The following is a 20,916-nucleotide window of genomic DNA, read 5'->3' on the forward strand; positions in this document are numbered from 1 at the left end:
TGTAGGGTGTGTTAGGCACGGGCGATAAATTCAGGATTTCAACCCATAATTAAATGCCCGTGCCTAACGCACCATTCTCAATGTTTGTCACAAAAATGAACATTTTTTACCATTAACCCGAAAGAGCAAGCATTCATTGTACTTTCTAAGGTTTATATTTCTTGCCACATTTGAATAATGGGATATCCATCATAACTTGCAGCAGTTGCGATAACCCGACAGTGGTTAAAACCACTGTCTAATAGCTTAAGTCAGTTAAAACTGACTGGCATCAGAATTTCAGTCCATTTTAATGGACTTGAGCTATTAGCCGTAGAATTAATTCTACGGCGGGTTGTAAGGCTTACTTACAATGGTGCAAGTTATCAGAGATCCCGAACTTTAATAGTGGATGTAAAGAGGGGATCTCAAACAACAATTGTTATTCTGACTCATCGGCTTTTTGAGGAGGATTCTGCTCTGTGGCAGGCGATGCTAACTCATCCTCAGTAAAATATTGTCTCGCCACAGATTGAAATGCTTCTACAGATTGGAGAGTAACCGCCTGAATCAGAATATTCCATAACACATTAAGATCTTTTATCTTGTTAATTAGCTCCCTCAATTTTGGTGGAATGTTTTGAAAACGAACTTCAAGGATACGAATAATATCTTCCTGTCCTTTCGTTATCTGACCTTGTTCCAATCCTTTACTGATTCCAATCCGTTCTACACTAGTAATATAAGGCATCTTTGTCTCCTGTTCTAACGTCTGTATCTCTGCCCAAAGTCGCTCTTCTTCACTCTGAGGTAACCCGATAAACCAGTCGATTAGTCTAAATAATTGAACTATATCCTCTCGCCCATACCCCCGTGAGTATAAACTCTTAATTAGAGATAGCTTTTTCTCATAGCCAACTCGCACATCTTTGCCTGCAATTTGTGCTGATAGATGTGCTTGAACTATTGGAGCCAACGGGCTGCGACTTGCTGAAAGATCCTCCATACTGTAATCTATTAATTTTACCACTGGAAACTCTAGTATTGCCCGACAGCGCCAGAGTTGACGCTCATATCTATTCGGTGTCCAGCTTTTTTGCTCGTCGCCTAGTATCGCTAAACTCACGACACTTCGACGATATCGATCGAATATCCGGCTGTGGTAAATGTACATCCTTTCTGAGAATTCACTTTGGCTTTGGGATTGTACTTCTAGTTTATATTTCTTGCCACATTTGAATAATGGGATATCCATCATAACTTGTAGCAGTTGCGATAACCCGACAGTGGTTAAAACCACTGTCTCATAGCTTAAGTCAGTTAAAACTGACTGGCATCAGAATTTCAGTCCATTTTAATGGACTTGAGCTATTAGCCGTAGAATTAATTCTACGGCGGGTTGGGCAGCTTAGTGACAAGGGTAAAAGTTATCGGAGATCCCGAACTTTATGAAGAAAAACTATTGGGATTAACCAAATCTTTTATCGTGTATGATGGATGGTAAATTAGTTCATTAATCAAACTTGGATAATCCTAGTCGCTGCTTCAATACCAGCCAGATAAATTGGGGATTCCCCATGATGTAACGTTGCCACAAGCGACGTGGTTCAACGATTAGGCGAAAGAACCACTCTAGTCCCATTTTCTGCATCCAGACTGGCGCTCTTCTCACCATATCGGCAACTAGCTCGAAGCTAACGCCAATACCGATGGAAATTGGTACGTTTAGCTCTTGATAATGATCGTAGATCCAATATTCTTGTTTGGGAGCGCCTAATCCGACAAAGAGAATATGGGGTGCGGCGGCTTTAATTTGGGAGTTGATTAATTCTAGTTGGGCGGGTTGTGACTCAAATCCATAAGGGGGACAATTAGTTCCGACAATGTTTATACCTGGGTGTCTTGCTTCGAGTATTTCTTTTGCTTTTTCTGCTGCACCGGGACGACCACCGAGTAAGAATATTTTAAGTCCTTTTTCGGGTGCGATGCCTGCGGCGGGCGAAGCCATCGCGCAGAGTTTTTCAAATAAATCTGTGCCGTTGACGCGCCCGTTTAGGGGGATTTTTAAGAATTTGGCTGCCCAGAGGAGGGATACTCCATCGGGTACTACTAGAAAGGCTTTTTGATAGATTTCGCGGAAATGGGTGTCTTTTTGGAGGGTGAGGATGTGTTGCGCGTTGGGAGTTACTACATATTGGGGTGTTTTGCCTGTGAGGGCTTGGTGGGTGATGGTTTTGAGAACTTCGTCGAAAGTGTATTTATCGATATTGATGCCACAGATATTTATTTTCATGAAATACCCTGTATTTTAAATGATGATGCTGGTTGTGTCTTTCCATAAAATGGGCTTTGTCAAAAAGTAAATTCTGTCATCCTTGTTTTATTAAGCTTTACTCTTTAACGACATCTTTTAAGATTTTAGCTAACCCTTCTGAAAATTTTTCTATGTTATACTTAGTTTCACATAAGAGGCGACCTCGTTTCCCCATTTCCTTGGTTTCAGATGGATGCTCGAATAGATAGGATATTGCCTCTTGCCAACCTTTGACATCTCCTGGTTCCACCCAAATGCCAATTCCTTCTTTTTCAATATCGATATCAATTTGTCTATGTCTCGTTATTACGACAGCTTTTCCTAGAACCATAGCGTTTAGTAGACTCGTCAGTCCAATCGGATTGCGCAATGTTTTGGGGGTAATTTTCAAAGGAATGGCAACTGCGTATGCTTTGTTATACTCTGCTTCCATTTCTGAAAATGATAGAACGTTTGCAGCTTTTGGATGCTCGGATTTAATTTTTATGTTTGAAGGAAAGTCAGAAATTGTAGGAGCAGAGTTTCCCGAACAATAGATTTTCAGAGAATGGTTAATAGAGCTAAATGCTTTGACAAGGGTGTTATAGTCTCGATCTGATTTGCCTGCACTTAAAATAAATCCTGTGTCACTATCTTCTTTATTAGCAGCGGTATCGCTATCTCCAATGTTTTGATAAAAAGATAAATCCATACCCCATTCTAATATTTCTAGCTTGTCTTCAGATATAGCAAAATCGTTTCTAAGTTGATCTCTAATTACACTATTCAAGCACAGAAGTTTATCATAACCATTAACCATGACTTTAAAAAATATAGTACTCCATAAGTTTTTTCTGAATGTTTGAAATGACACAGCAACAACAGGTTTTTTAAAAATACCTATGGAACGGAGGAAAGCTATTAATAGTGTATTGAAATAATGTCCTGAATAAACAATATCGTATTTTTTATAGGCAAAAATTATCCTTAACTCTTGATCTAGATCTCCTAGTATTTTAATTTTAGAGCTAATTTTTTTTAGTATAGTATATTTACTATGAGGCAAGATTTCCAGGTCGATACCATATTGCTCAAAGTGGGTAACTCCCCAAAGATGATGTCCTGGGTACTCTTTTTTTTTCCACTGCTCCCAAGCCCAATCCATCCCATAGTTATTAATAAAAATTACTTTCATTTTATGCACCTCAACATTCATAACTCACTCATTGCCCTGGCTACATCAGCCATAAATTTATCCCGCCGATCATTATACCAATCTCGCGCATCTTCAAAAGCTTGATCTATACCTGGAGAAGTAACCGCTAACACGATAAGTTTAGCAAACTCCTCTGGCTGTTGGGCAACTTGCACCGTTTTTGGTGGGTCAGAAATTGCCCGCATAGCTACTGATGATTTATTTTTCATTGTTCCTTAATCACTCTACCAAGCGATACCCTGGTAATCCAAATCCTTAATTGGTTCATTAAAAATACCCACTAAGTCTAAAACCCTTGTTCCTTTGGCAGCTTCTCCTAACACCTGACGAAACTCGGCTGTAGCATAAGTTACCACTATCATCTCCGCCCCTTCCATAGCCTGCTGAGGTTCTGCCACTAGCAGCGCTTCAAAGTGAGGCAAGTTATGCTGGATATAAGCTAGGTTAGTACCCACGAGTCGCGCTTGCTGTACAGCTTTGTCATAAATCTTCACCTGGCATCCTTCTCCCAATAACCGTTTCACCATTAATACCGATGGACTTTCTCTGAGATCGTCTGTGCCTGATTTGAAGGCTAGACCAAATACGGCAATCTGACGTGCCCCGGAACGGAGTACTTCCTGCACGGCCAAATCAATTTGGACGGTATTGGTGGCGGGAATGGCGTTTAGTAGGGGGATTGGCACATCCATTGTCCGGGCACAATATAGTAATGCTCTCAAGTCTTTCGGAAGACAGGAACCGCCGTAGGCAAATCCTGGGCGCATATAGGTAGATGAGAGATTCAGTTTAGTATCTTGAACGATAATATTCATTACTTCCCGTCCATCTATTTCAAAACCCTTGGATATCCTGCCTATTTCATTGGCAAATGATACCTTGGCGGCGTGCCAGGTATTGGCAACAAATTTGACCATTTCCGCTACTGGCGGCTTGACGACAATTACTGGCGCGTTTACCTTGGCATACATTTGCCGCACCACGTCTTCAGCTACGGGATCTTCAGTACCAATAATTGTGTAGGGGGGTGCGTCGTAGTCGCGAATGGCTGAACCTTCGCGCAAAAATTCCGGGTTAAAAGCCAAATGTACAGATTCAATTTGAAGAGTATCTTGCAGTAAAGTATGACAACGATCTAGTGTACCTGGGGGAACAGTACTACGGAGAACAATCGCATGAGGAGCCGATTTTTTGCGAATCGCTGATCCTATTTCTTTACAAACATTAAAAACGTAGCTGAGATCAGTTTCTCCCCTCTCTGTCGAAGGTGTCCCAACACTGATTAGTGAAGCATCTGAAGCAATAACTGCTGCTTCTGCATCGGTAGTAGCGCGGATACGTTTTGAGGCAACCCCTTCTGCTAATAACTTACCTAACTCTGGCTCCACAATCGGGGATTCTCCTGCACCAATCAAAGCAACCTTCTCCGGGCTGACATCAACACCAATTACCTCGTGTCCATCTCGTGCTAAACATGCTGCTGTCACTGCACCGACGTATCCAAGACCAAAAATACTAATTTTCATGGGTAACCTCCAAATAGTTTTGTCAGGGAATGCACGAGTCTTTCTCGCTAAAAAATCTCTGACAAATTATAACTCTCTAATTGCCTGACCTACATCAGCGATGAATTTATCTTGCCGATTCTTAGCCCAACTTAAAGCATCATCAAAGGCTTGGCGTGTAGGTGGAGAATTAACAGATGAAACTAGGAGATTAGCAAAATCCTCTGGCTGTTGAGCGACTTGAACAGTTGGGGGAGGGTCTGCAATTCCACGGAGGGCAATGGGAGTTGCTACGATGGACGAACCCGAAGCAATGGCATCTAAGGTTTTGATTTGTATACCACTACCGCTAAGAATAGGAATTGCGATCGCTCTAGCTTGTGCCATGAATTGTTGGGCATCTGGTACAAATCCCCGATAATTAATATTAGGATACTTCCCTACTAACCAATCTCCACCCTTGCCAGCAATATGAATTGATAGGCTAGCTGGTAATTTAGGATAAACATTTTCCAGAAACCAGTCAAGTCCTTCCTGATTAGCTCTCCATCCCCAACTACCTATAATGCCGATGTCAAAGTCTTTGCTGGAAAATTGGCTCGTCAACTCGGCTAAACCAGGAGGTATTCCAAATACTCTTACTTTCTCTACGTTTTTAATACCCCGAAAATATTTAGCATCATGTTCTGTATATGCCCAAACTTCTTGGACTACACTTGACAATCTATCTTGCATTTCTTTTGTCAAGTGAGCCTCTCTCTTATATATCCATTTTGCGATCCAGTTACGAGCCGTTTTAAAACTCTCTTCATAAATCTCATGTTCCACGTTGTGGGCTATTAGTACAAGTTTGTATTTAGGATCAATAAAAGGCTGTAACCACTCTAATCTTGAATGATCCACGACTACTACATCATACTCTTTACTGGCGAGAAGTTCCTTAACTGTTTTTATGTAGTCCAGAGAATAGTATTTTGCCGCTGAGTAAGGTAGTCCTTTGATTAAGCTGAGGAACAACCAAAAAGCCGGGTATAACTTTTGGGCATTGGCTGTTTCTATATATCGTTCACCAATGAGTATCTCTTGTGTGTTTTTTTCAAAATCTTGACCTTTTCTACAATATCCTAAAACTGAAACTTCATGGCCACTACTCCCAAGGGCATCAATGAACGCTTGTGTTGATATTTCACCTCCAAGTTGTTTCTTTCTCGCCAGAATTGTTGTTAAAAATAAAATTTTCATAGTTGATCGCTATCTATACGATAAATATGGTTATATTTTTCTACTTTTATCCATCTCTTGCTTAAAATTTTATGTTTGTTCATAATTTTATTTAACCCATTTTTCTAGATATATTGAAAAATTGTACTCGCAAACCGTTCAGCAGAGTTTTGTTCAGCAAAATCTTTCATGCTGGATATATCGCACAATTCACTTGGGGTTTTAAGTATAAACTCAGTTAATCCCTTAGCAATTTCAGCAGGAACACTGGCATCTACTGTCAGACCTAGTTTATCGCGTTTAACTATCTCTCCCATTAAACCATAGTTTGTACTGAGTACAGGTTTATCAGCAGCAGCGGCACGGACTAGAATAGCACTCATGCCAATGTGACGCTGATATGGAGCAAGTATGACATCTGATACTTGAAAATAGGATTGAATTTCTCGATCTGGAACAAACTCATCACGGATAATGACCTGTATCGGCAATGTTTCAGAAAGCTGGGCTAGGCGCTCTTTGACAAGAGGTTCTGATGCTATTGGTCCTACCAAGAACAGACAGAATTTTTGACAAATTTCAGAAGGTAAAATTGCGATCGCATCTAACAACTCGTAAATCCCTTTGCGCCTCTGAGGAACCCCAAACATCAAAAACGTTGTTCGACCAGGTTGTACTGCCAGATTATTTCTAATTTCTGCTAATTTAGAGTCAGACTCGCTGTAGATTTGGACTGGATCTGGCAGATAGATTGGATTAGATCGAGGGTTTAATTTCTTGATATAGTCTACGGCAAAAGTGTCCAAACAAAACAAGTTTTTGAGATGGGAGTTACCGAGAAGGAGAGATAGAACAAATTTGTCTCGCTTTTGCAAGATCCCCTCGTGACGCGAAGGGGCGAATTCCGCAAATTCACTATAATGAAATATGGGGCGGAAATATATCCCAGATAAAGGACAAGGAAATCTTCTTAGCAAAGCCAGAGACAACAAGATAGAATCAAAGTACATCAGCAAACATTGAGTAACCTCTAGTTGCTTTACATACTTATTGAGTAAATGCCATTCCTGGAAAGCGCGGATGAGGCGATCCCGGCTAGAGTCTTCAGATTTGAGTTTAGCTTCCTCTTCTGGGGAGATTGCCACGAAGTTGATGTTACTGCGATCCCTCTCAGAAGCTGCATTCACAACATCAGGATGTGATTTTATGAATTTGGGGGTTACCAGAATATCTAGCTTTCCTGGCAAGTTTTGTTCTTGCCAATATCTGACTAAGTGTAGGATATATCCGGCATGATGACCTGTATAAAAGAGGTCAAATATGAGAAGCTTGCGATTTTTCTCTGGTCTCATAACGTTACTCTTTCTCTTACTCTGAATATCTTTACCCTGGCTATACACTAGTATATTTTTTATTGCGATCTGCCACTATTTCTTCATAATATCTAGACATGTCTATTGCTTTTTCTGGCCACGTTTGCTTCTTCGCGAACTCATAGGCAATTCTCCCCATTTCGCAACGTAGATCTGGATTTCTATACATCCACTCAACAGCATCAGCTAAGGCATTGACCGTATCCGGTGGATTAGTCACCGACACCTTAATACCTGCACCAGATGGTAAAAAATCTCCTACTCCATGATGATCTAATGCAATCACAGGTAGTGCTTGAGACATGGCTTCCAGTACCACAGAGCCAAAAGAATCTCTCAGACTAGTAAATAGAAAGACATCACTATTCCGGTACTTATCTATTACTTCTCTCCAAGGGACAGAACCAAGGTAATCCACCTGATTTTCTAAACTAAATTTCTCAATCCATTCAGATATATGATGGCTCAGGACACCTTCACCTATAATAGTTAATTTAAAAGGTATTACATGACTTATCTTTGATAAACTTTCGAGGGCAAGGAGCAACCCCTTTCTGGGGATTATCCTACTAAGCCAAAGCAAACGTAGTTCCGTCGCAGTTGAGCGGGTGGGTGGTTGATCGGGCAAATAATCAGGAAGTAACCCACTATCAAGAAATAATTCAACATGCTTTGCACCAGCCTTTTGAGCTAATTCAGCCGTGTCGCAGTTTGTGGCTAAAACTAAATCAGATCGCTTGACAGTTTTGTTGAGAAGTGGATTAAATTGATATAAATGTTTGATGATGAAAGCTCTAAAAGATTCAATATTCCAACCATTAATAAAATACTTTTTAAAAGCAGGTGGGGCAAGTTGTCCACCACCAACAGGTCCAAAGATAAATGGTTTGTTAAGCTGGCAAAGCTGAGAACCTGCAGACAGGTTTGCCATAGTTATGTGATGGACAAGATCAAATCCCTGTTTCTCATCTAGTTGCCGTGCAATTTTGTAAGCCTGCTTTTGCCATACTAAGTAACTTAGGCCAATCAACCACGTTGTATTTTTAGCAAAGCGCCGACAAAACTTAATCCAAGCAGGAGTATCAACGTAGATCCAATGTATCTTGGACATTGGGCGAGAAGCCAAAGCTTTTTCAGTGCTCTCCTTTCCCATGCGGTTCAAAACCCACACCTCGTGTCCCAAATCCGCCAGGTGTAGTGGCCAGTTCCAGCCAGATGCCATTTCTGATCCCGCATTTGGCGCACATTCATAAGCAACTAAAAGGACTTTCATGTAGCTATTCTCCAGTTTATTAATGGCGGATATATAGCATTTTCATTTGGGATGTAAACAAACTCCCATCAGAAAAAGGCAACAGGGAACTCCTCAACAGGCAACGAGGGAAAGAGATACAGAGTTTTTAATGACCAGAAGAAAAGACTTTCTAGTTTACAACTCATTTGAAAATGCTATATCGGGAATGAGTTTCGCGCACGAGGAATTAGAATAAGCTAATCTAGTGATTGCTTCCATATTCCTGACTAAACATTGGCATACCTTGCCTGCTCCGCAGCGACTATTTCCTTTAAGATATGGTCAAGGCTGCGAGTAATCTGCCATTTTGGGAAATGGGATTTAAGTTTCCCCAAGTCTGAGATATAGCAGATGTGATCCCCGATGCGGTTTTGGTCTACATAAGTCCAGTTTACTTTTTTGCCTGTTAAGCTTTCGACTATATCGAAGGCTTCCAATACAGATACGCTATTTTCGCGACCACCTCCCAAATTATATACTTCTCCCGGTCGAGGATTTCCTCGAAATGCTTCAAATGATTGGATGACATCAAAGCTATGGATATTATCTCGCACTTGCTTGCCTTTGTAACCAAAAACTTTGTAAGTACCGCCAGTTACGGCTACTTTAACTAAGTATGATAAGAATCCATGGAGTTCAACCCCGGAATGGGATGGACCAGTGAGGCAACCGCCTCGGAATATACCTACCTTCATCCCAAAGTAACGTCCGTATTCTTGTGCTACCACATCAGCCGCAGTTTTAGAAGCACCAAAGAGGGAGTGGAGACAGCGATCGATCCGACACTCTTCGGAGATTCCGTTGTAGTCTTCAGGATTGGCATAATCATAGCGCTTTTCCATCTCCACCAGCGATAATTCGTTGGGAGAATCACCATAAACCTTGTTGGTACTTATATGAATAAAAACTGCCTCTGGACAAAATAGCCGAGTCGCTTCTAGGAGATTAATTGTACCCAAGGCATTGACTTCAAAATCCAACAGGGGAATTTGACAAGCCTTATCGTGGGAAGGTTGAGCCGCACAGTGGATAATCAGATCGAAGGGATGAGTCTCGAAGAGTTGAAAAAGGCTCTGGCGATCGCGAATATCAATTGTATGATGCTGGAAATTGCGAGTGATTTCCTGTAAGCGGCTGCGGTTCCAGGTGGTATCGCCTTGAGAACCAAAGAACTCCGCCCGCATGTTGTTGTCTACGCCAATCACCTGATGACCTTCGCGATCGTAGTATTCGACTGCTTCGGAACCGATTAATCCACTTGAACCTGTAACTAGTACTTTCATGCACTTACTCCTGATTTGCCAAAATTATACGGGGCTATACATTTACCTAAATTTTACTATCGGGTGTCGCTGATTCTTCTAAGTTGTTGTCAACTCTGCCGCTAACCTACTTCTTCTAAGTCTCATTTGCTCCACAGCCGTCGAAAACGCTATTGACACATAGAAAGTCCACAGAGAACTCGATCCCAGCGTCCCCAAATTATCAGTAAAATTCAATAACAATAAAGATATTAAGGATTGCAGCATCCAAAAGCTTTCTATAATTGCAGGTGAATTCAATAGATTCACCAGTCTCATTAAAACTGAAACAATATTAAACATATACAAAGATAATCCCACAAAGCCATATTGGAGTAACATATCCATATAACCGTTATGAGCGTTAAAGCGGATCGATCCTTCTCCTATACCAACGTTCTCTCCTCCCGCCCAGGAATTATTTATAACATATAAACCGTAGTCAGAAGTCCAGAAACCAACACAACCATAACCAAGCCAAGGTCTCTCGTACAGCTGATCGAGCATTAATTTCCATATAGGTATCCGTCCACTAAAAGTCATTTCTCTACCTAGGGTATCAACTACTATAAACTCCATATTACTGACAAATATTACCAATCCACTCCCGACTAAAACGAACATTATGAGCATCAAAACTACCCGAAGTTTATCCTTCTGCTTGGCAAACTTATACAGAGGGAATAGGCAAAGAGAAATCGCAAAAACTAAATAAGCTGTTTTGCCCTCAGTCAGCCAAAGAAGAACTATTGCTAGACTAAATAGCATCCAAGCCAGCCACCGATATCTTTTCCCATTAAGAGCAGTATTCAGAAACAGCAAAGCTGTTAGTGTCTGATTAGCTGCTGCGCCGTTTTTAAAATTATATATACCTATCCATAGATCGTCACGGTTTCTCCCATAATCTGAAAGAACTAGGGGAAGTACCATACTTAGAACTGCTCCTATACCCAATACCCAACGCCATAGCTGCATCTGCTGCTTCATGTCGTAGCGGGTTGCTAGGTATATTCCCAGCATAGTACCACGTAGAGCTGCTTTAAACTCGATTGATGTGAATGCCGGAGATGCCGTCCAAAAAACTGAGGCGACACTCATGCCAGCGAAGAGTAGTAGTGGTATATCTTTGCTAGCAACATAAGCAAATCGCTTCCACCGCCAAGCAATCAAAATACCCAGGATTGCATAGCTTCCTGGCTTCATAATTGTGACGATTAGAGGGTATGTATTAACAGCTAAAAAATACAGAAGTAATGAACCAATAAGCCATGGTTCTAATTTCAGTGCCAAACTGTGTAAGGTTCTAGTTTTCAATTGACACCCTCCGGCTGTTTAACGTAGCTGCTACATTATTTTTCAAACTTTGGGTTTTTCGCGATAGCTTGCGCTACTGCAAAGTAGATCGCCTCCTGCTAAAATATTGGGAAAAAGTGATATCTTACACCAGTTTCACCCCGACTCCAACCCGAATAGGAGAGGCGAGTATGATTTTTATCCAGTTGAGTGAGCATCTCCCAAGATTTGAGTAAAAAGAGAAACATATCTACTCGCTTGGATCTCCATGGTAAATTCCTGCTCCACTTTTTCACGGGCGCGAAATGACAATTTTTGATGTCGTTCCTCGTTTTCTAACACCCAAGCAATCCCCCTCGCCAAATCCTCAGTTTTATAAGCTTGGGCTAAATAGCCATTCTGCTCATGCTCAATCATATCAGGCATCCCGCCAATATTAAAAGCAACACAAGGAGTTCCACAAGCGATCGCCTCCATTATAGTATTCGGTAAGTTATCCTGAACGGAAGGTAATACAAAAACATCGGCGGCTGAATAGACTAGAGCTAGGGATAAATCGTCACTCAATGTCCCTAAGTAATGAGCATTAAAACCAAATTCAGGTGGATTCTCCGGTCGCTCGGCACCAAAAATAACTAACTCTAGTCTATCGTACCACCCAGATTTACTTAATTCTTGCAGCGCTGGTTGTAAGAGGTGGAATCCCTTGCGTTTATCGCTGGTTGCTTTTAGGGAACCGAACAGAATAAGTTGCTTGTCTTGAGGTAAATTGAGGACTTGTCTTGCTATCTGTCGATTTATCGGTCTGTATCTGTTAGGATCGATACCATTGGGAATTACCTCTATTCGCAAATCCTTAAAAAGAGAGCTTTCCCTAGCACACTTAGCTAACCACGAACTAAGGGCGACAACAGTTAGATTAAGATTTTTCCAAGCTTTGGTTTTACGCTGCCATACCCAGCGGGATATATCCCAGTCTTTAGTGCTGCCCAATTGCGGACAAGCACCACAGGATATTGTGTAGCGATCGCAATCTTGGTTATAATGACATCCCCCGGTAAATGCCCACATATCATGGAGACTCCAAACTAGAGGTGGCTTTAGTTTAGCTAATGTTTCAATTTGCATATAGCTACTATTAATCCAATGTAAATTAATAATATCAGGATTTAGTTTGGTAACTTGGGGCGCGATTGTATCAGGAAGCCACTGATTAGAAAAAGTAGCACTGTCTCGCTGAGGATAAAATTTAGTTGGAAAAGCCCCAAATGTTTGCCGCATTTTAGCTATGCCTTCTGCAAATTTTGTTTTGGGTGCAATTACTTTTGCATCGTTACTGAATTTTTCCTGCACTAGCATCTGAGAAGTAACACCAATTCTTTCTAATCCCTGATGGAGGCGATAAGCAGCGCGAGCCGCCCCTCCTTCAATATCATAAGTGTTGATGAGCAATACCTTCATTCTATCATCTCCTTTTGATACTGCTGTTCCACGTCTCGAAGTTTTCTGGCTGGTACTCCCACCCATATTTCATTTTCTGGGATACTTGTAGTCACCACGCTACCTGCTCCGATTATCGAATTTTTGCCGATTACACAACCAGGAAGAACAGTTACACCAGCACCAATCCACACATTTTCATGGATAAAAATACCTGTTCTCTCTTCCTCCCATGGTAAATCTCGGTAGGGCAGTTCATGTGATATGCCATGATTGGATGCAATCAATGATACTTGCTGGGCGATTAAGCAATTTCGTCCAATAGACACTTTCCCTCCAGCCGCCCGAATGTTAGCATGAGAACCAATAATAGCACGATCTTCAATAATTAATCCTCCAGGAATTTTACTGTAAGGAGATTTAGACAGAACAACAATCTCAGAAAATGAGCCTATGAGAACCTCAGAACCAATCTGGATGGCATCAATTTCATCATAAAGCCAGGTGACAGGAAAATTCAGAATCAATCCAGGGTTATGATACTGGATACTCAAACCTTTCCGCCAACGCCTAAAGTAAGCTTTAGGCTCTCTGACTAACACCTTAAATAGTTGAATTAGGTTCATAGTACTTTGAATGTTACAGGTAATGATCTGTATTTATTCTCAGTATTTTATCAACTCCTTTACCTTTTTCTTAACCAATGATAATGGACTGGGTAATCTAAAATTATTTTTTTGAGTAAAATCGTCAGCTTTAACATCTCGAATCACAAATGGAGGATGCTGAAGCGGAAAATTTATTGCTTCAACTGCCATCATATCAAACTGATTCGATTTGGTTGTGTGGGTTGCATCTTTAGCATAACCTATATTAGTAATTAAATTAACATTGGGAAGAATAGTCAAACCACTCTGAACCCAACACGTAAATGTCCATCGAAAAGCCCAACTATCAATTTTTCCTTCTCCTCTATATGTAGATTGGAATATTTTTTTCCAGTATTTTACAGCGCTGGCATCTAATAAGATATCTCTGAGCAAGTTGTTGTCACGGACTTCTGGCCATACTTTCATGGTAAAATCAAAATGCTGCCATGCCCGTCGCCAAGAAGCCCAACCCCAACAGTGGTTGTAACGGGAAAAATAGTAGCTGTAATCAATTTTTCTATGACCAAATTGGAAATTATTACCAGCAATAACCATGATGCGATCGTCATTCTGGTAACGTTCAAGTAGTTCTTCACAAAACCGAAAAAATGTGGGATGGGGAATGCAGTCATCCTCTAAAATAATTGCCTCCTCAACATTATCAAAAACCCAATCTAGACCACTAGATACACGTTTAGCACAACCTAAGTTAACATCAGAATAATTCGTCAACACCTCACAATCCCAATCAACCCTATCAATAATAGCACGGGCAGCAGCACACTTCTCCGCCTCCCCCGGTTTATCTGCACGCGCACCATCGGCAATTACCAGTAGCTTGGGTGGTTTCGCTTGACGAATTACCTCAAATACTTTCTCAGTAGTATCTGGGCGTTTGAAGATGATAAATACAACAGGGGTTTTCAATTGCCAATCAGACATTTAATTTATTCCAATTAGTAAATTAGATTTAAGTCACTAACGACAAAAGTCTCTGTCTCCTTATTCACCCTTTCCCCCTTTTAGTAAAGCCTTAATTTCACTCAAAGAAGGAATACTGCGCAACGGCGGTATAGTTTTCTTTAGCACTCGCATACCTTCTCGAAGAAATTTAGCATCGTAGAAATAATTTGATTTCATAGGGGGCTGTCGTGGTAATTTATCGTTACAAATATCTGTCAATAACTCTAACCATTGTTTGGCATTCTCTTGGTAAGAGAATTTATTTTTAACAAATTCTATCCCGTTTTTGCCAAATTCTTTAGCTATTGTAGGATTATTTAACAGATACAAAATATTCTTTACCAATTCTCTATCGCTGTTACCTAACAATCCCGTCTTTCCATGACTCACTGTATCTAGCAATCCTCCTTTAGCAGCCGAAACAACTGGAGTACCACAGGCTTGAATCTCCACAGCACCCGAACAAAATGTTTCTGTTGCACCGGAAGGGTTAACAACTCCCACATCAGCTTTCTGCAAAATTTCAATCTTCTCTGTACCAAGTAATCCCGCAAAATGAACCGACTCAATTACATTGCCATTTTCATCAGATAAAAATGGGCGTATGGAATTTGCTTCGTAGTTTTCTTCTGCTACTCCCCATTTTCCCAGTTTGTTATTCCTGCTGTATACTTGTCCAGTGCCAATAACAATCAACCTCGCCTCTGGCTTTTGTTTAAGAATCTCACGCCAAACTCGTGCGAGAAAGTGAAACCCTTTTGCCGGAATAATACTTCCCAAAAAAACAACTGTATTCCCTGTCTTTACAATATCATTTTTTGGGACAAAATTATCAGCATTAAAAGGATTAAAAATTCGAGTTGATTTATCAAAAATCTTATGATCTCGCAAGCTATCTAGCTGCTCTTGCCCCACACAGAGATGACACTTAATTTGGGGGATATCAGCTAGTTGATTTAATACATGAACCTTGGGTGTGTTATTAGATCTAGCTATGGCATTAATATTCAAGGTGTGTAGTTGTTTAAATAGTTCCTCATTCCCTTGAGATTTAAAAACAAATATGTCACATCCGGCTTCTTTACTTTTTACAGCGGCATCTACTTCATTAGCTGCCATGGCAGTTTTTAAAGATGGTGGCAATAATTTTGTACTATTAGCCAATATCAAAACTTCTACTCTATCTGAATAAAATTTGTTCAAATAGTAAGCTGTGGCAATCGTCGTAAATTGGGTTCCCCCAATACCAGGATTTCCCAACTCCGGAAACCTCACATCTGCATTGGGGTAACCTTCATTTCTTAAATAGAAACCTACTTTGATTTTGCCTGATTTTTGGTTCATAGTGTTTTCGTATTTTTATTAAGGTTTTCATTTTCTTTATAAAATCTCTATATCTTATCTTAAAGTATATTTAAGTTTAAACAAGCATTGTTTTCTCATCTCTCCAACACCACCTCCCCATAACTCCCCACCTTAACCACTCTACCCCTCTCCATCACATAAACCCGATCGCATTTTTCCACAGTAGTCAACCGATGAGCAATAATAATCAAAGTCTTCGTCCCCGCTAAAGAAGTAATCGCCTCACTCACCAACCTCTCAGTCTCATTATCCAAAGCCGCAGTCGCCTCATCTAAAACTAAAATCTCCCTCTCATGATACAGCGCCCGCGCAATCCCAATCCTCTGTCTTTGTCCTCCCGATAATCTTACTCCCCTTTCCCCTACTTCTGTCTTAATTCCCTTGGGCAATTCCGCCACTAATTCCCCAAGCTGCGCCGCTTTAATCGCCCTATCTAACCTTTCATAATTTATCTTATCATCATTAACCCCAAAAGCAATATTCCTCTCAATTGTATCATCTGTCAAGAAGATCGACTGCGGAATATAACCAATCAAATTCTGCCAAGCACGGAGACTATTATATATAGATAGATCGTCAACCCGAATATCTCCACTCTCTGGTGTCAATAACCCCAAAACCACATCAACTAAAGTCGTCTTCCCCGCGCCAGACTTACCAATAAAAGCAATAGATTCCCCCTTCCTAATCTCCAAAGATACATCCTGAAGTGCCGCCTCTGAATTTCCTGGATAACGGTAAGTAATATTACTCAACTCAACTCTATCCCGAAAACTCATAGCTTTACTTTCTATCTCCCCATAACCCCCCCCTAAACTACCTACCTTTTCCTTCTCAATCTCCTTCAAATCTAGATATAACATATCCAGAGTATGACTTCCGTTACGAATTCTACCAATTCCCTGAATCAATTGACTCGATGCGGGAATTAACCGCATCGACGCAATGGCAAAAACTCCCATCACCGAAGTCAAATCCTCCATACTTTGTCCCCCCATCACCTGAGATAGAGATATAAAAAGCACCACAAACCCAATCAAACTAGTCTCAATTAAAACACGCGGTAGCAATTGAGAACTATTAAACAAAGTCGCCGCCCTTTCATATTTCTCAGTATGCTTATCCATCTCCTTCTCAAAGTATGACTCGCACCCAATCACCCGCGTCTCCTTCACCCCCCCCAACCCGTGATTAATTGCCCTAATTATCTCCTTCTGACTTTCCGAAGCAATCTTACCCCATCTTTTGAATTTATTGCCCAATCGGTAGAAAAGGATAAACGTCGGGAGCAGAATCCCCAAAATCATCACCATTAACAGTGGACTAGTCTTAATCAGGAGTAACAATAACACACAGATAACCACTAAATTAGCCGCACCCTCTAGAAGAGGCTGCATACAACTTAAAGTAAAACTATTGGTTTCTAAAATAATATTTTTAATTAAACTAGCCGTATTCCTGCTCAAATGAAATGTATATGGCACAGCCAAATAAGCATGGAGTAACCTGGACATTTGCTGCCGTTTTTGGTCAAAAGTAAACTTGTATATATAAGTTCTCGCCAAGAAGTACGATATAGACTTAAAGCAAAAAATAAATATAATAACCAAACCCAACACAGGAATAAAGTGGGAACTAGATTGCAATCCCAATTGCCGATAAACCCAATCCAGCACACCAATTGTATGGATAGACTCCGGTTTAGAAGCTATCGTAATAAACGGACCAATCAACCCAATCCCCAAAGCCTCTAATACCGAAGTTCCCACAAACATCAACAGGATTAAAAGCAGTTTACTTTTTCTTCCGGAAAGGACATATAAGACTTTGGAGAGATATTTAATCATAATTTATCCTCTTTGTATCCTGAAAATCGGTCAAATCGGTTCGGCTGTAGGGGCGTTGGCTTTGGCGAAGCCTTCTACATTATCTCTATCTCTATCTATTTAATTAATTCTGACTACCACCCCCTAATGAAACCGAATCCCGATCTACATCTACTTTCTTCGTATAATAATTCTCCTTAGTATAATAGAAGTAACTATCCGGCTCATTCTTAGCAATTACACCATTCGCCACAATCCCCAATACCGTTTGCCCAGAGCGTGCGATAAACTCTTTAGCAGCCTTAGCACTTCCGGCATCAACTACTCCAGGACGTACCACCAGCAAAATACCATCCGCCATCTTACCTAAAATCGGCGCATCAGCAATCCCTGCCATCGGTGGCGTATCCACAATCACCGCATCATAACCCTTAGCAAAAGTTTCCATTAAATTTGCCATCCGTTTCGAGTCGAGAAGTGCCACTGGATTAGGTGGAATCACCCCAGAAGTCAGTACCTCCAATCCCGGCATTACTTCTTGGACAACAGTATTAAATTCTGCCTCACCCACCAGCAAATTACTCAACCCCACGGCATTAGTCAAATTCCACAGATGATGTTGAGATGGGTTGCGCATATCCCCATCCACCAATAACACTCTACGTCCAACTTGCGCGATCGCAACTGCTAAATTTGCCGATACTTCCGACTTCCCTTCCTGCGGCACTGAACTAGTAACCACAATAGCCTTAATCTGTTTATCAGAACTCAAAAACTTCAGATTTGCTCGCAGCATCTGATAAGCTTGGGCAATAGCCGAACCCGGCATATCTCTAGCCACCAGTCTCACATCCCTAGATTCCGAATCTCGACGAAACGGCAACCTGAGTTTTTTCGACTTCCCAAAAGCTGGCACTACCCCCAATAGAGTATAACCAAAAAGTTCTTTCGCCTCCTTGACATTTTTCACAGAATGGTCTATCAAATCCACCAAAAATGCCACCGCAATCCCCAACAATCCACCAGCCATAACTCCGCCTGCCGCAATAATTTTCTTCTTAGAAGAAGTCGGTTTTTCTGGCGCTACTGCTTCCTCAACTATCCGGGCATTCCCCACATTTTGGTTTTCGATTAATCGAGTTTCATCTAACTTTTGCAAAAGTTGTGAGTAGGTTAACTGCGTTGCATCTACCCGCCTTTCCAATTCCCGTTCTTTTTCTTGCAATCTAGGTAATACATTAGATCTAGCTTTGTAGGCAATCCGCGCCGTATTCAGTACAGCCAGTTGCCGCGACAACCCCGACTGCTCTACTTCTGCTGCTACTAATTTTGCCGCCAAATCTTGTTTTGTCTGTCCAATCTGTAAACTTGTAGTGGAAACTTCAGTATCAGTACCCAAATTATCTCCAATCCTTTCTCCCACAAGAGCTTGCAATTTCACCTCTTGTTCCTTTAACTTCTGAACTATCGGCGCTTCCTCTAAAAACCTACCCCTTTCCACTGCCAACTGACTTTGTACTTTTTGCAATTCCGACAGCGCCTGTTGTATTCCAGGAGACTGATTTAGGGAATTCACAGCCACAGCAGTCTTAGAATTTAACCCAACTTGACTGCGGAGAGTTTCAGTTTGGGCTGTTGCTTGCGCCAATTTAGCTTGGGTTTGAGCGATTTGAGTATCCAAATCAGCCACCGTATCCACAGATGACTTAGCCTCATTTACCAAATCCACTACTTTATTTTGTTCTTTAAAATTCCTTAATTCCCCATCAGCTACACTAACATTTTGTTTCAGGCGAGGCAATTGTTCGGTAATAAATTCCCGTGCTGCCGCAGCTTTCGCCCGATTTGCCTGAATATCGTCAGCAATGTAAACTTCCATCACCTTGTTTACCACCGCCGCCGCCACATCAGGCTTCTTAGACTGATAGGAAATGGACATGATATCAGTACCAGGAAGTGGTTTCACCTTAAGCCCTTTCAATAATACCTCTGGTTTAAGGAGACTCCCTTCTTCCTCATCTCGCAGATTTAGCGTCGTCACAGTCTTTTGGGCAACAGGGCGAGATTTGACAATTTGGGCTGCAGTTGCGATAGGATCGCTTTTCTCTGCCAATTTATCGAACTGAGATAGGGCATTATCAAGTCCCGTCAGCGAAGCGGAACGATCTTTCTGGATTAAGATAGTCCCTTGCGCCTCATAGCTGGGGACTTGCTTCGTCACAGCCAAGCCTGCCACAGCGACAATACCGCCAAAAATCACTACAGCAGGTAACCAGCGGCGCTTCAGTACCAGCCAGTACTTCTGAAAATCTATCTCTTCTATATATTCAGTAGATTCCATGAAAGCACACCCACAAGCTTAAGGACAGACAGAAATTGAGGAGGAGACCGACTGATTATACTTTAACAGACGATTCAAGAATCGGATATAGGAAAATAAATTGCGCTCAGTTGCCTACCTCTCCCCCAGCCCCTCTCCTGCAAGGAGAGGGGGGTAAGAATATTTTACCTTGTCTTTTTATTCCCCCCCTGCCCTTGTCTCGATTACTCCCCCTTCCCTTGCAGGGAAGGGGGTTGGGGGGTTAGGTTTTAAACCGTTCACTATAAACAATCGTACCGACATGCTCCCCATTCAGCGCTGCTGCAATTCGCTCTGGTTGTCGGCCGTTGACAATCTGAAACTCTCGGATTAGCCTAGATTGATCGAGAAGATCGATCAGAATGCGATCGAATACCAGAGTATCAAAGTTACGTTCTCTGAGTTCAGCAGTAGAGATTTTGGAAATAAAATTAGCATTTGGGTTAAGCTTAGGATCTTCCTCAAAGAGTCCATCCACATCCTTAACTAGGGTCAAGTTTTTACAACCAACTTCGCCATCCTGGGGGGGTAAATAGAACCCGCATTTGGAGGTTATTGATGATGAGCTAAAGGTTAGTCAGCATAGATAATCGTACCAACTTCTTCCCCATTTAAAGCACGAGTAAGATTGCCAGGTTCTAGTCCATTAATTACCTGAATTGAGCGCATATTTTTAGCAGTTTCCATCATATCTAATACGGGACGTTCTACTACTACATCATTGAGATCCAATGCTTTAAGTTCTGCCACTGATATCTTTTTGATGAATTTTGCGATTGGATAGATGGATCGCGAAATGAGAGATTATCGTAGCGACTTGCCTCTACATTCCCCACTC

General features: G+C 41.3%; 17 protein-coding genes and 1 pseudogene. All 18 read right to left on the reverse strand.

The genetic code is table 11. The features are described 5' to 3' along the window. Positions 1-421: 421 nt before the first annotated feature. The gene (locus NJ959_RS08985) at positions 422-1,279 is read right to left on the reverse strand and encodes an RpnC/YadD family protein (RefSeq protein WP_254011417.1); all 858 of its coding nucleotides are present in this window, start codon (positions 1,277-1,279) and stop codon (positions 422-424) included. A gap of 213 nt (positions 1,280-1,492) precedes the next feature. Further along, positions 1,493-2,272 carry a WecB/TagA/CpsF family glycosyltransferase gene (locus tag NJ959_RS08990; RefSeq protein ID WP_254011418.1) on the reverse strand — a complete coding sequence of 260 codons (780 nt, stop codon included), beginning with the start codon at positions 2,270-2,272 and terminating at the stop codon, positions 1,493-1,495. Between the two features lie 97 nt (positions 2,273-2,369). Then, positions 2,370-3,467, reverse strand: a complete 1,098-nt coding sequence (locus tag NJ959_RS08995; protein ID WP_254011419.1) for a glycosyltransferase family 4 protein — start codon at positions 3,465-3,467, stop codon at positions 2,370-2,372. Between the two features lie 17 nt (positions 3,468-3,484). Next, positions 3,485-3,697, reverse strand: coding sequence for a hypothetical protein (locus NJ959_RS09000; protein ID WP_254011420.1), 213 nt, complete (start codon positions 3,695-3,697; stop codon positions 3,485-3,487). A gap of 15 nt (positions 3,698-3,712) precedes the next feature. Next, a complete protein-coding gene (locus NJ959_RS09005; RefSeq protein WP_254011421.1) occupies positions 3,713-5,014 on the reverse strand; it encodes a nucleotide sugar dehydrogenase in 1,302 nt (433 codons plus the stop codon). Positions 5,015-5,080: 66 nt separating this feature from the next. Beyond that, positions 5,081-6,235, reverse strand: a complete 1,155-nt coding sequence (locus NJ959_RS09010; RefSeq protein WP_254011422.1) for a glycosyltransferase — start codon at positions 6,233-6,235, stop codon at positions 5,081-5,083. A gap of 104 nt (positions 6,236-6,339) precedes the next feature. Beyond that, positions 6,340-7,566 (reverse strand): glycosyltransferase, encoded by a 1,227-nt coding sequence (locus tag NJ959_RS09015; protein ID WP_254011423.1) that lies wholly within the window; start codon positions 7,564-7,566, stop codon positions 6,340-6,342. A 40-nt stretch (positions 7,567-7,606) separates the two neighbouring features. Continuing rightward, positions 7,607-8,860 carry a glycosyltransferase family 4 protein gene (locus NJ959_RS09020; RefSeq protein WP_254011424.1) on the reverse strand — a complete coding sequence of 418 codons (1,254 nt, stop codon included), beginning with the start codon at positions 8,858-8,860 and terminating at the stop codon, positions 7,607-7,609. A gap of 248 nt (positions 8,861-9,108) precedes the next feature. Beyond that, positions 9,109-10,164: an NAD-dependent epimerase/dehydratase family protein gene (locus tag NJ959_RS09025; protein ID WP_254011425.1), complete on the reverse strand. Its 1,056-nt coding sequence runs from the start codon at positions 10,162-10,164 to the stop codon at positions 9,109-9,111. Positions 10,165-10,242: 78 nt separating this feature from the next. Next, positions 10,243-11,496 (reverse strand): O-antigen ligase family protein, encoded by a 1,254-nt coding sequence (locus tag NJ959_RS09030; protein ID WP_254011426.1) that lies wholly within the window; start codon positions 11,494-11,496, stop codon positions 10,243-10,245. 177 nt (positions 11,497-11,673) lie between these two features. Beyond that, positions 11,674-12,936 (reverse strand): glycosyltransferase family 4 protein, encoded by a 1,263-nt coding sequence (locus tag NJ959_RS09035; RefSeq protein WP_254011427.1) that lies wholly within the window; start codon positions 12,934-12,936, stop codon positions 11,674-11,676. Continuing rightward, a complete protein-coding gene (locus tag NJ959_RS09040; RefSeq protein WP_254011428.1) occupies positions 12,933-13,541 on the reverse strand; it encodes an acyltransferase in 609 nt (202 codons plus the stop codon). The genes NJ959_RS09035 and NJ959_RS09040 overlap by 4 nt, the downstream gene beginning before the upstream one ends. Before the next feature lie 39 nt (positions 13,542-13,580). Next, the gene (locus tag NJ959_RS09045) at positions 13,581-14,507 is read right to left on the reverse strand and encodes a glycosyltransferase family 2 protein (RefSeq protein ID WP_254011429.1); all 927 of its coding nucleotides are present in this window, start codon (positions 14,505-14,507) and stop codon (positions 13,581-13,583) included. A 60-nt stretch (positions 14,508-14,567) separates the two neighbouring features. Next, positions 14,568-15,872: a glycosyltransferase family 4 protein gene (locus NJ959_RS09050; RefSeq protein ID WP_254011430.1), complete on the reverse strand. Its 1,305-nt coding sequence runs from the start codon at positions 15,870-15,872 to the stop codon at positions 14,568-14,570. A 95-nt stretch (positions 15,873-15,967) separates the two neighbouring features. Beyond that, positions 15,968-17,740, reverse strand: a complete 1,773-nt coding sequence (locus tag NJ959_RS09055; protein WP_254011431.1) for an ABC transporter ATP-binding protein — start codon at positions 17,738-17,740, stop codon at positions 15,968-15,970. A gap of 103 nt (positions 17,741-17,843) precedes the next feature. After that, complete coding sequence (locus NJ959_RS09060) at positions 17,844-20,060, reverse strand: GumC family protein (RefSeq protein ID WP_254011432.1); 2,217 nt, start codon at positions 20,058-20,060, stop codon at positions 17,844-17,846. A 241-nt stretch (positions 20,061-20,301) separates the two neighbouring features. Continuing rightward, positions 20,302-20,634: an amino acid kinase family protein gene (locus NJ959_RS09065; RefSeq protein ID WP_309242582.1), complete on the reverse strand. Its 333-nt coding sequence runs from the start codon at positions 20,632-20,634 to the stop codon at positions 20,302-20,304. Between the two features lie 17 nt (positions 20,635-20,651). Then, positions 20,652-20,852 (reverse strand): annotated as a pseudogene (locus NJ959_RS09070) (amino acid kinase family protein); the annotation flags it as partial. Positions 20,853-20,916: the final 64 nt, after the last annotated feature.

Origin of the sequence: Limnofasciculus baicalensis BBK-W-15 (genome assembly GCF_024178385.1) — a bacterium.
GTDB lineage: Bacteria > Cyanobacteriota > Cyanobacteriia > Cyanobacteriales > Coleofasciculaceae > Limnofasciculus > Limnofasciculus baicalensis.

What these genes read in the sequence shown, in the direction of transcription:
- NJ959_RS09000 (WP_254011420.1), bottom strand. Translation starts at nt 3,697, where the DNA reads ATGAAAAATAAATCATCAGTAGCTATGCGGGCAATTTCTGACCCACCA.
- NJ959_RS09040 (WP_254011428.1), bottom strand. Translation starts at nt 13,541, where the DNA reads ATGAACCTAATTCAACTATTTAAGGTGTTAGTCAGAGAGCCTAAAGCT.
- NJ959_RS09020 (WP_254011424.1), bottom strand. Translation starts at nt 8,860, where the DNA reads ATGAAAGTCCTTTTAGTTGCTTATGAATGTGCGCCAAATGCGGGATCA.
- NJ959_RS09010 (WP_254011422.1), bottom strand. Translation starts at nt 6,235, where the DNA reads ATGAAAATTTTATTTTTAACAACAATTCTGGCGAGAAAGAAACAACTT.
- NJ959_RS09050 (WP_254011430.1), bottom strand. Translation starts at nt 15,872, where the DNA reads ATGAACCAAAAATCAGGCAAAATCAAAGTAGGTTTCTATTTAAGAAAT.
- NJ959_RS09035 (WP_254011427.1), bottom strand. Translation starts at nt 12,936, where the DNA reads ATGAAGGTATTGCTCATCAACACTTATGATATTGAAGGAGGGGCGGCT.
- NJ959_RS09015 (WP_254011423.1), bottom strand. Translation starts at nt 7,566, where the DNA reads ATGAGACCAGAGAAAAATCGCAAGCTTCTCATATTTGACCTCTTTTAT.
- NJ959_RS09005 (WP_254011421.1), bottom strand. Translation starts at nt 5,014, where the DNA reads ATGAAAATTAGTATTTTTGGTCTTGGATACGTCGGTGCAGTGACAGCA.
- NJ959_RS09055 (WP_254011431.1), bottom strand. Translation starts at nt 17,740, where the DNA reads ATGATTAAATATCTCTCCAAAGTCTTATATGTCCTTTCCGGAAGAAAA.
- NJ959_RS09060 (WP_254011432.1), bottom strand. Translation starts at nt 20,060, where the DNA reads ATGGAATCTACTGAATATATAGAAGAGATAGATTTTCAGAAGTACTGG.
- NJ959_RS09045 (WP_254011429.1), bottom strand. Translation starts at nt 14,507, where the DNA reads ATGTCTGATTGGCAATTGAAAACCCCTGTTGTATTTATCATCTTCAAA.
- NJ959_RS08995 (WP_254011419.1), bottom strand. Translation starts at nt 3,467, where the DNA reads ATGAAAGTAATTTTTATTAATAACTATGGGATGGATTGGGCTTGGGAG.
- NJ959_RS08990 (WP_254011418.1), bottom strand. Translation starts at nt 2,272, where the DNA reads ATGAAAATAAATATCTGTGGCATCAATATCGATAAATACACTTTCGAC.
- NJ959_RS09025 (WP_254011425.1), bottom strand. Translation starts at nt 10,164, where the DNA reads ATGAAAGTACTAGTTACAGGTTCAAGTGGATTAATCGGTTCCGAAGCA.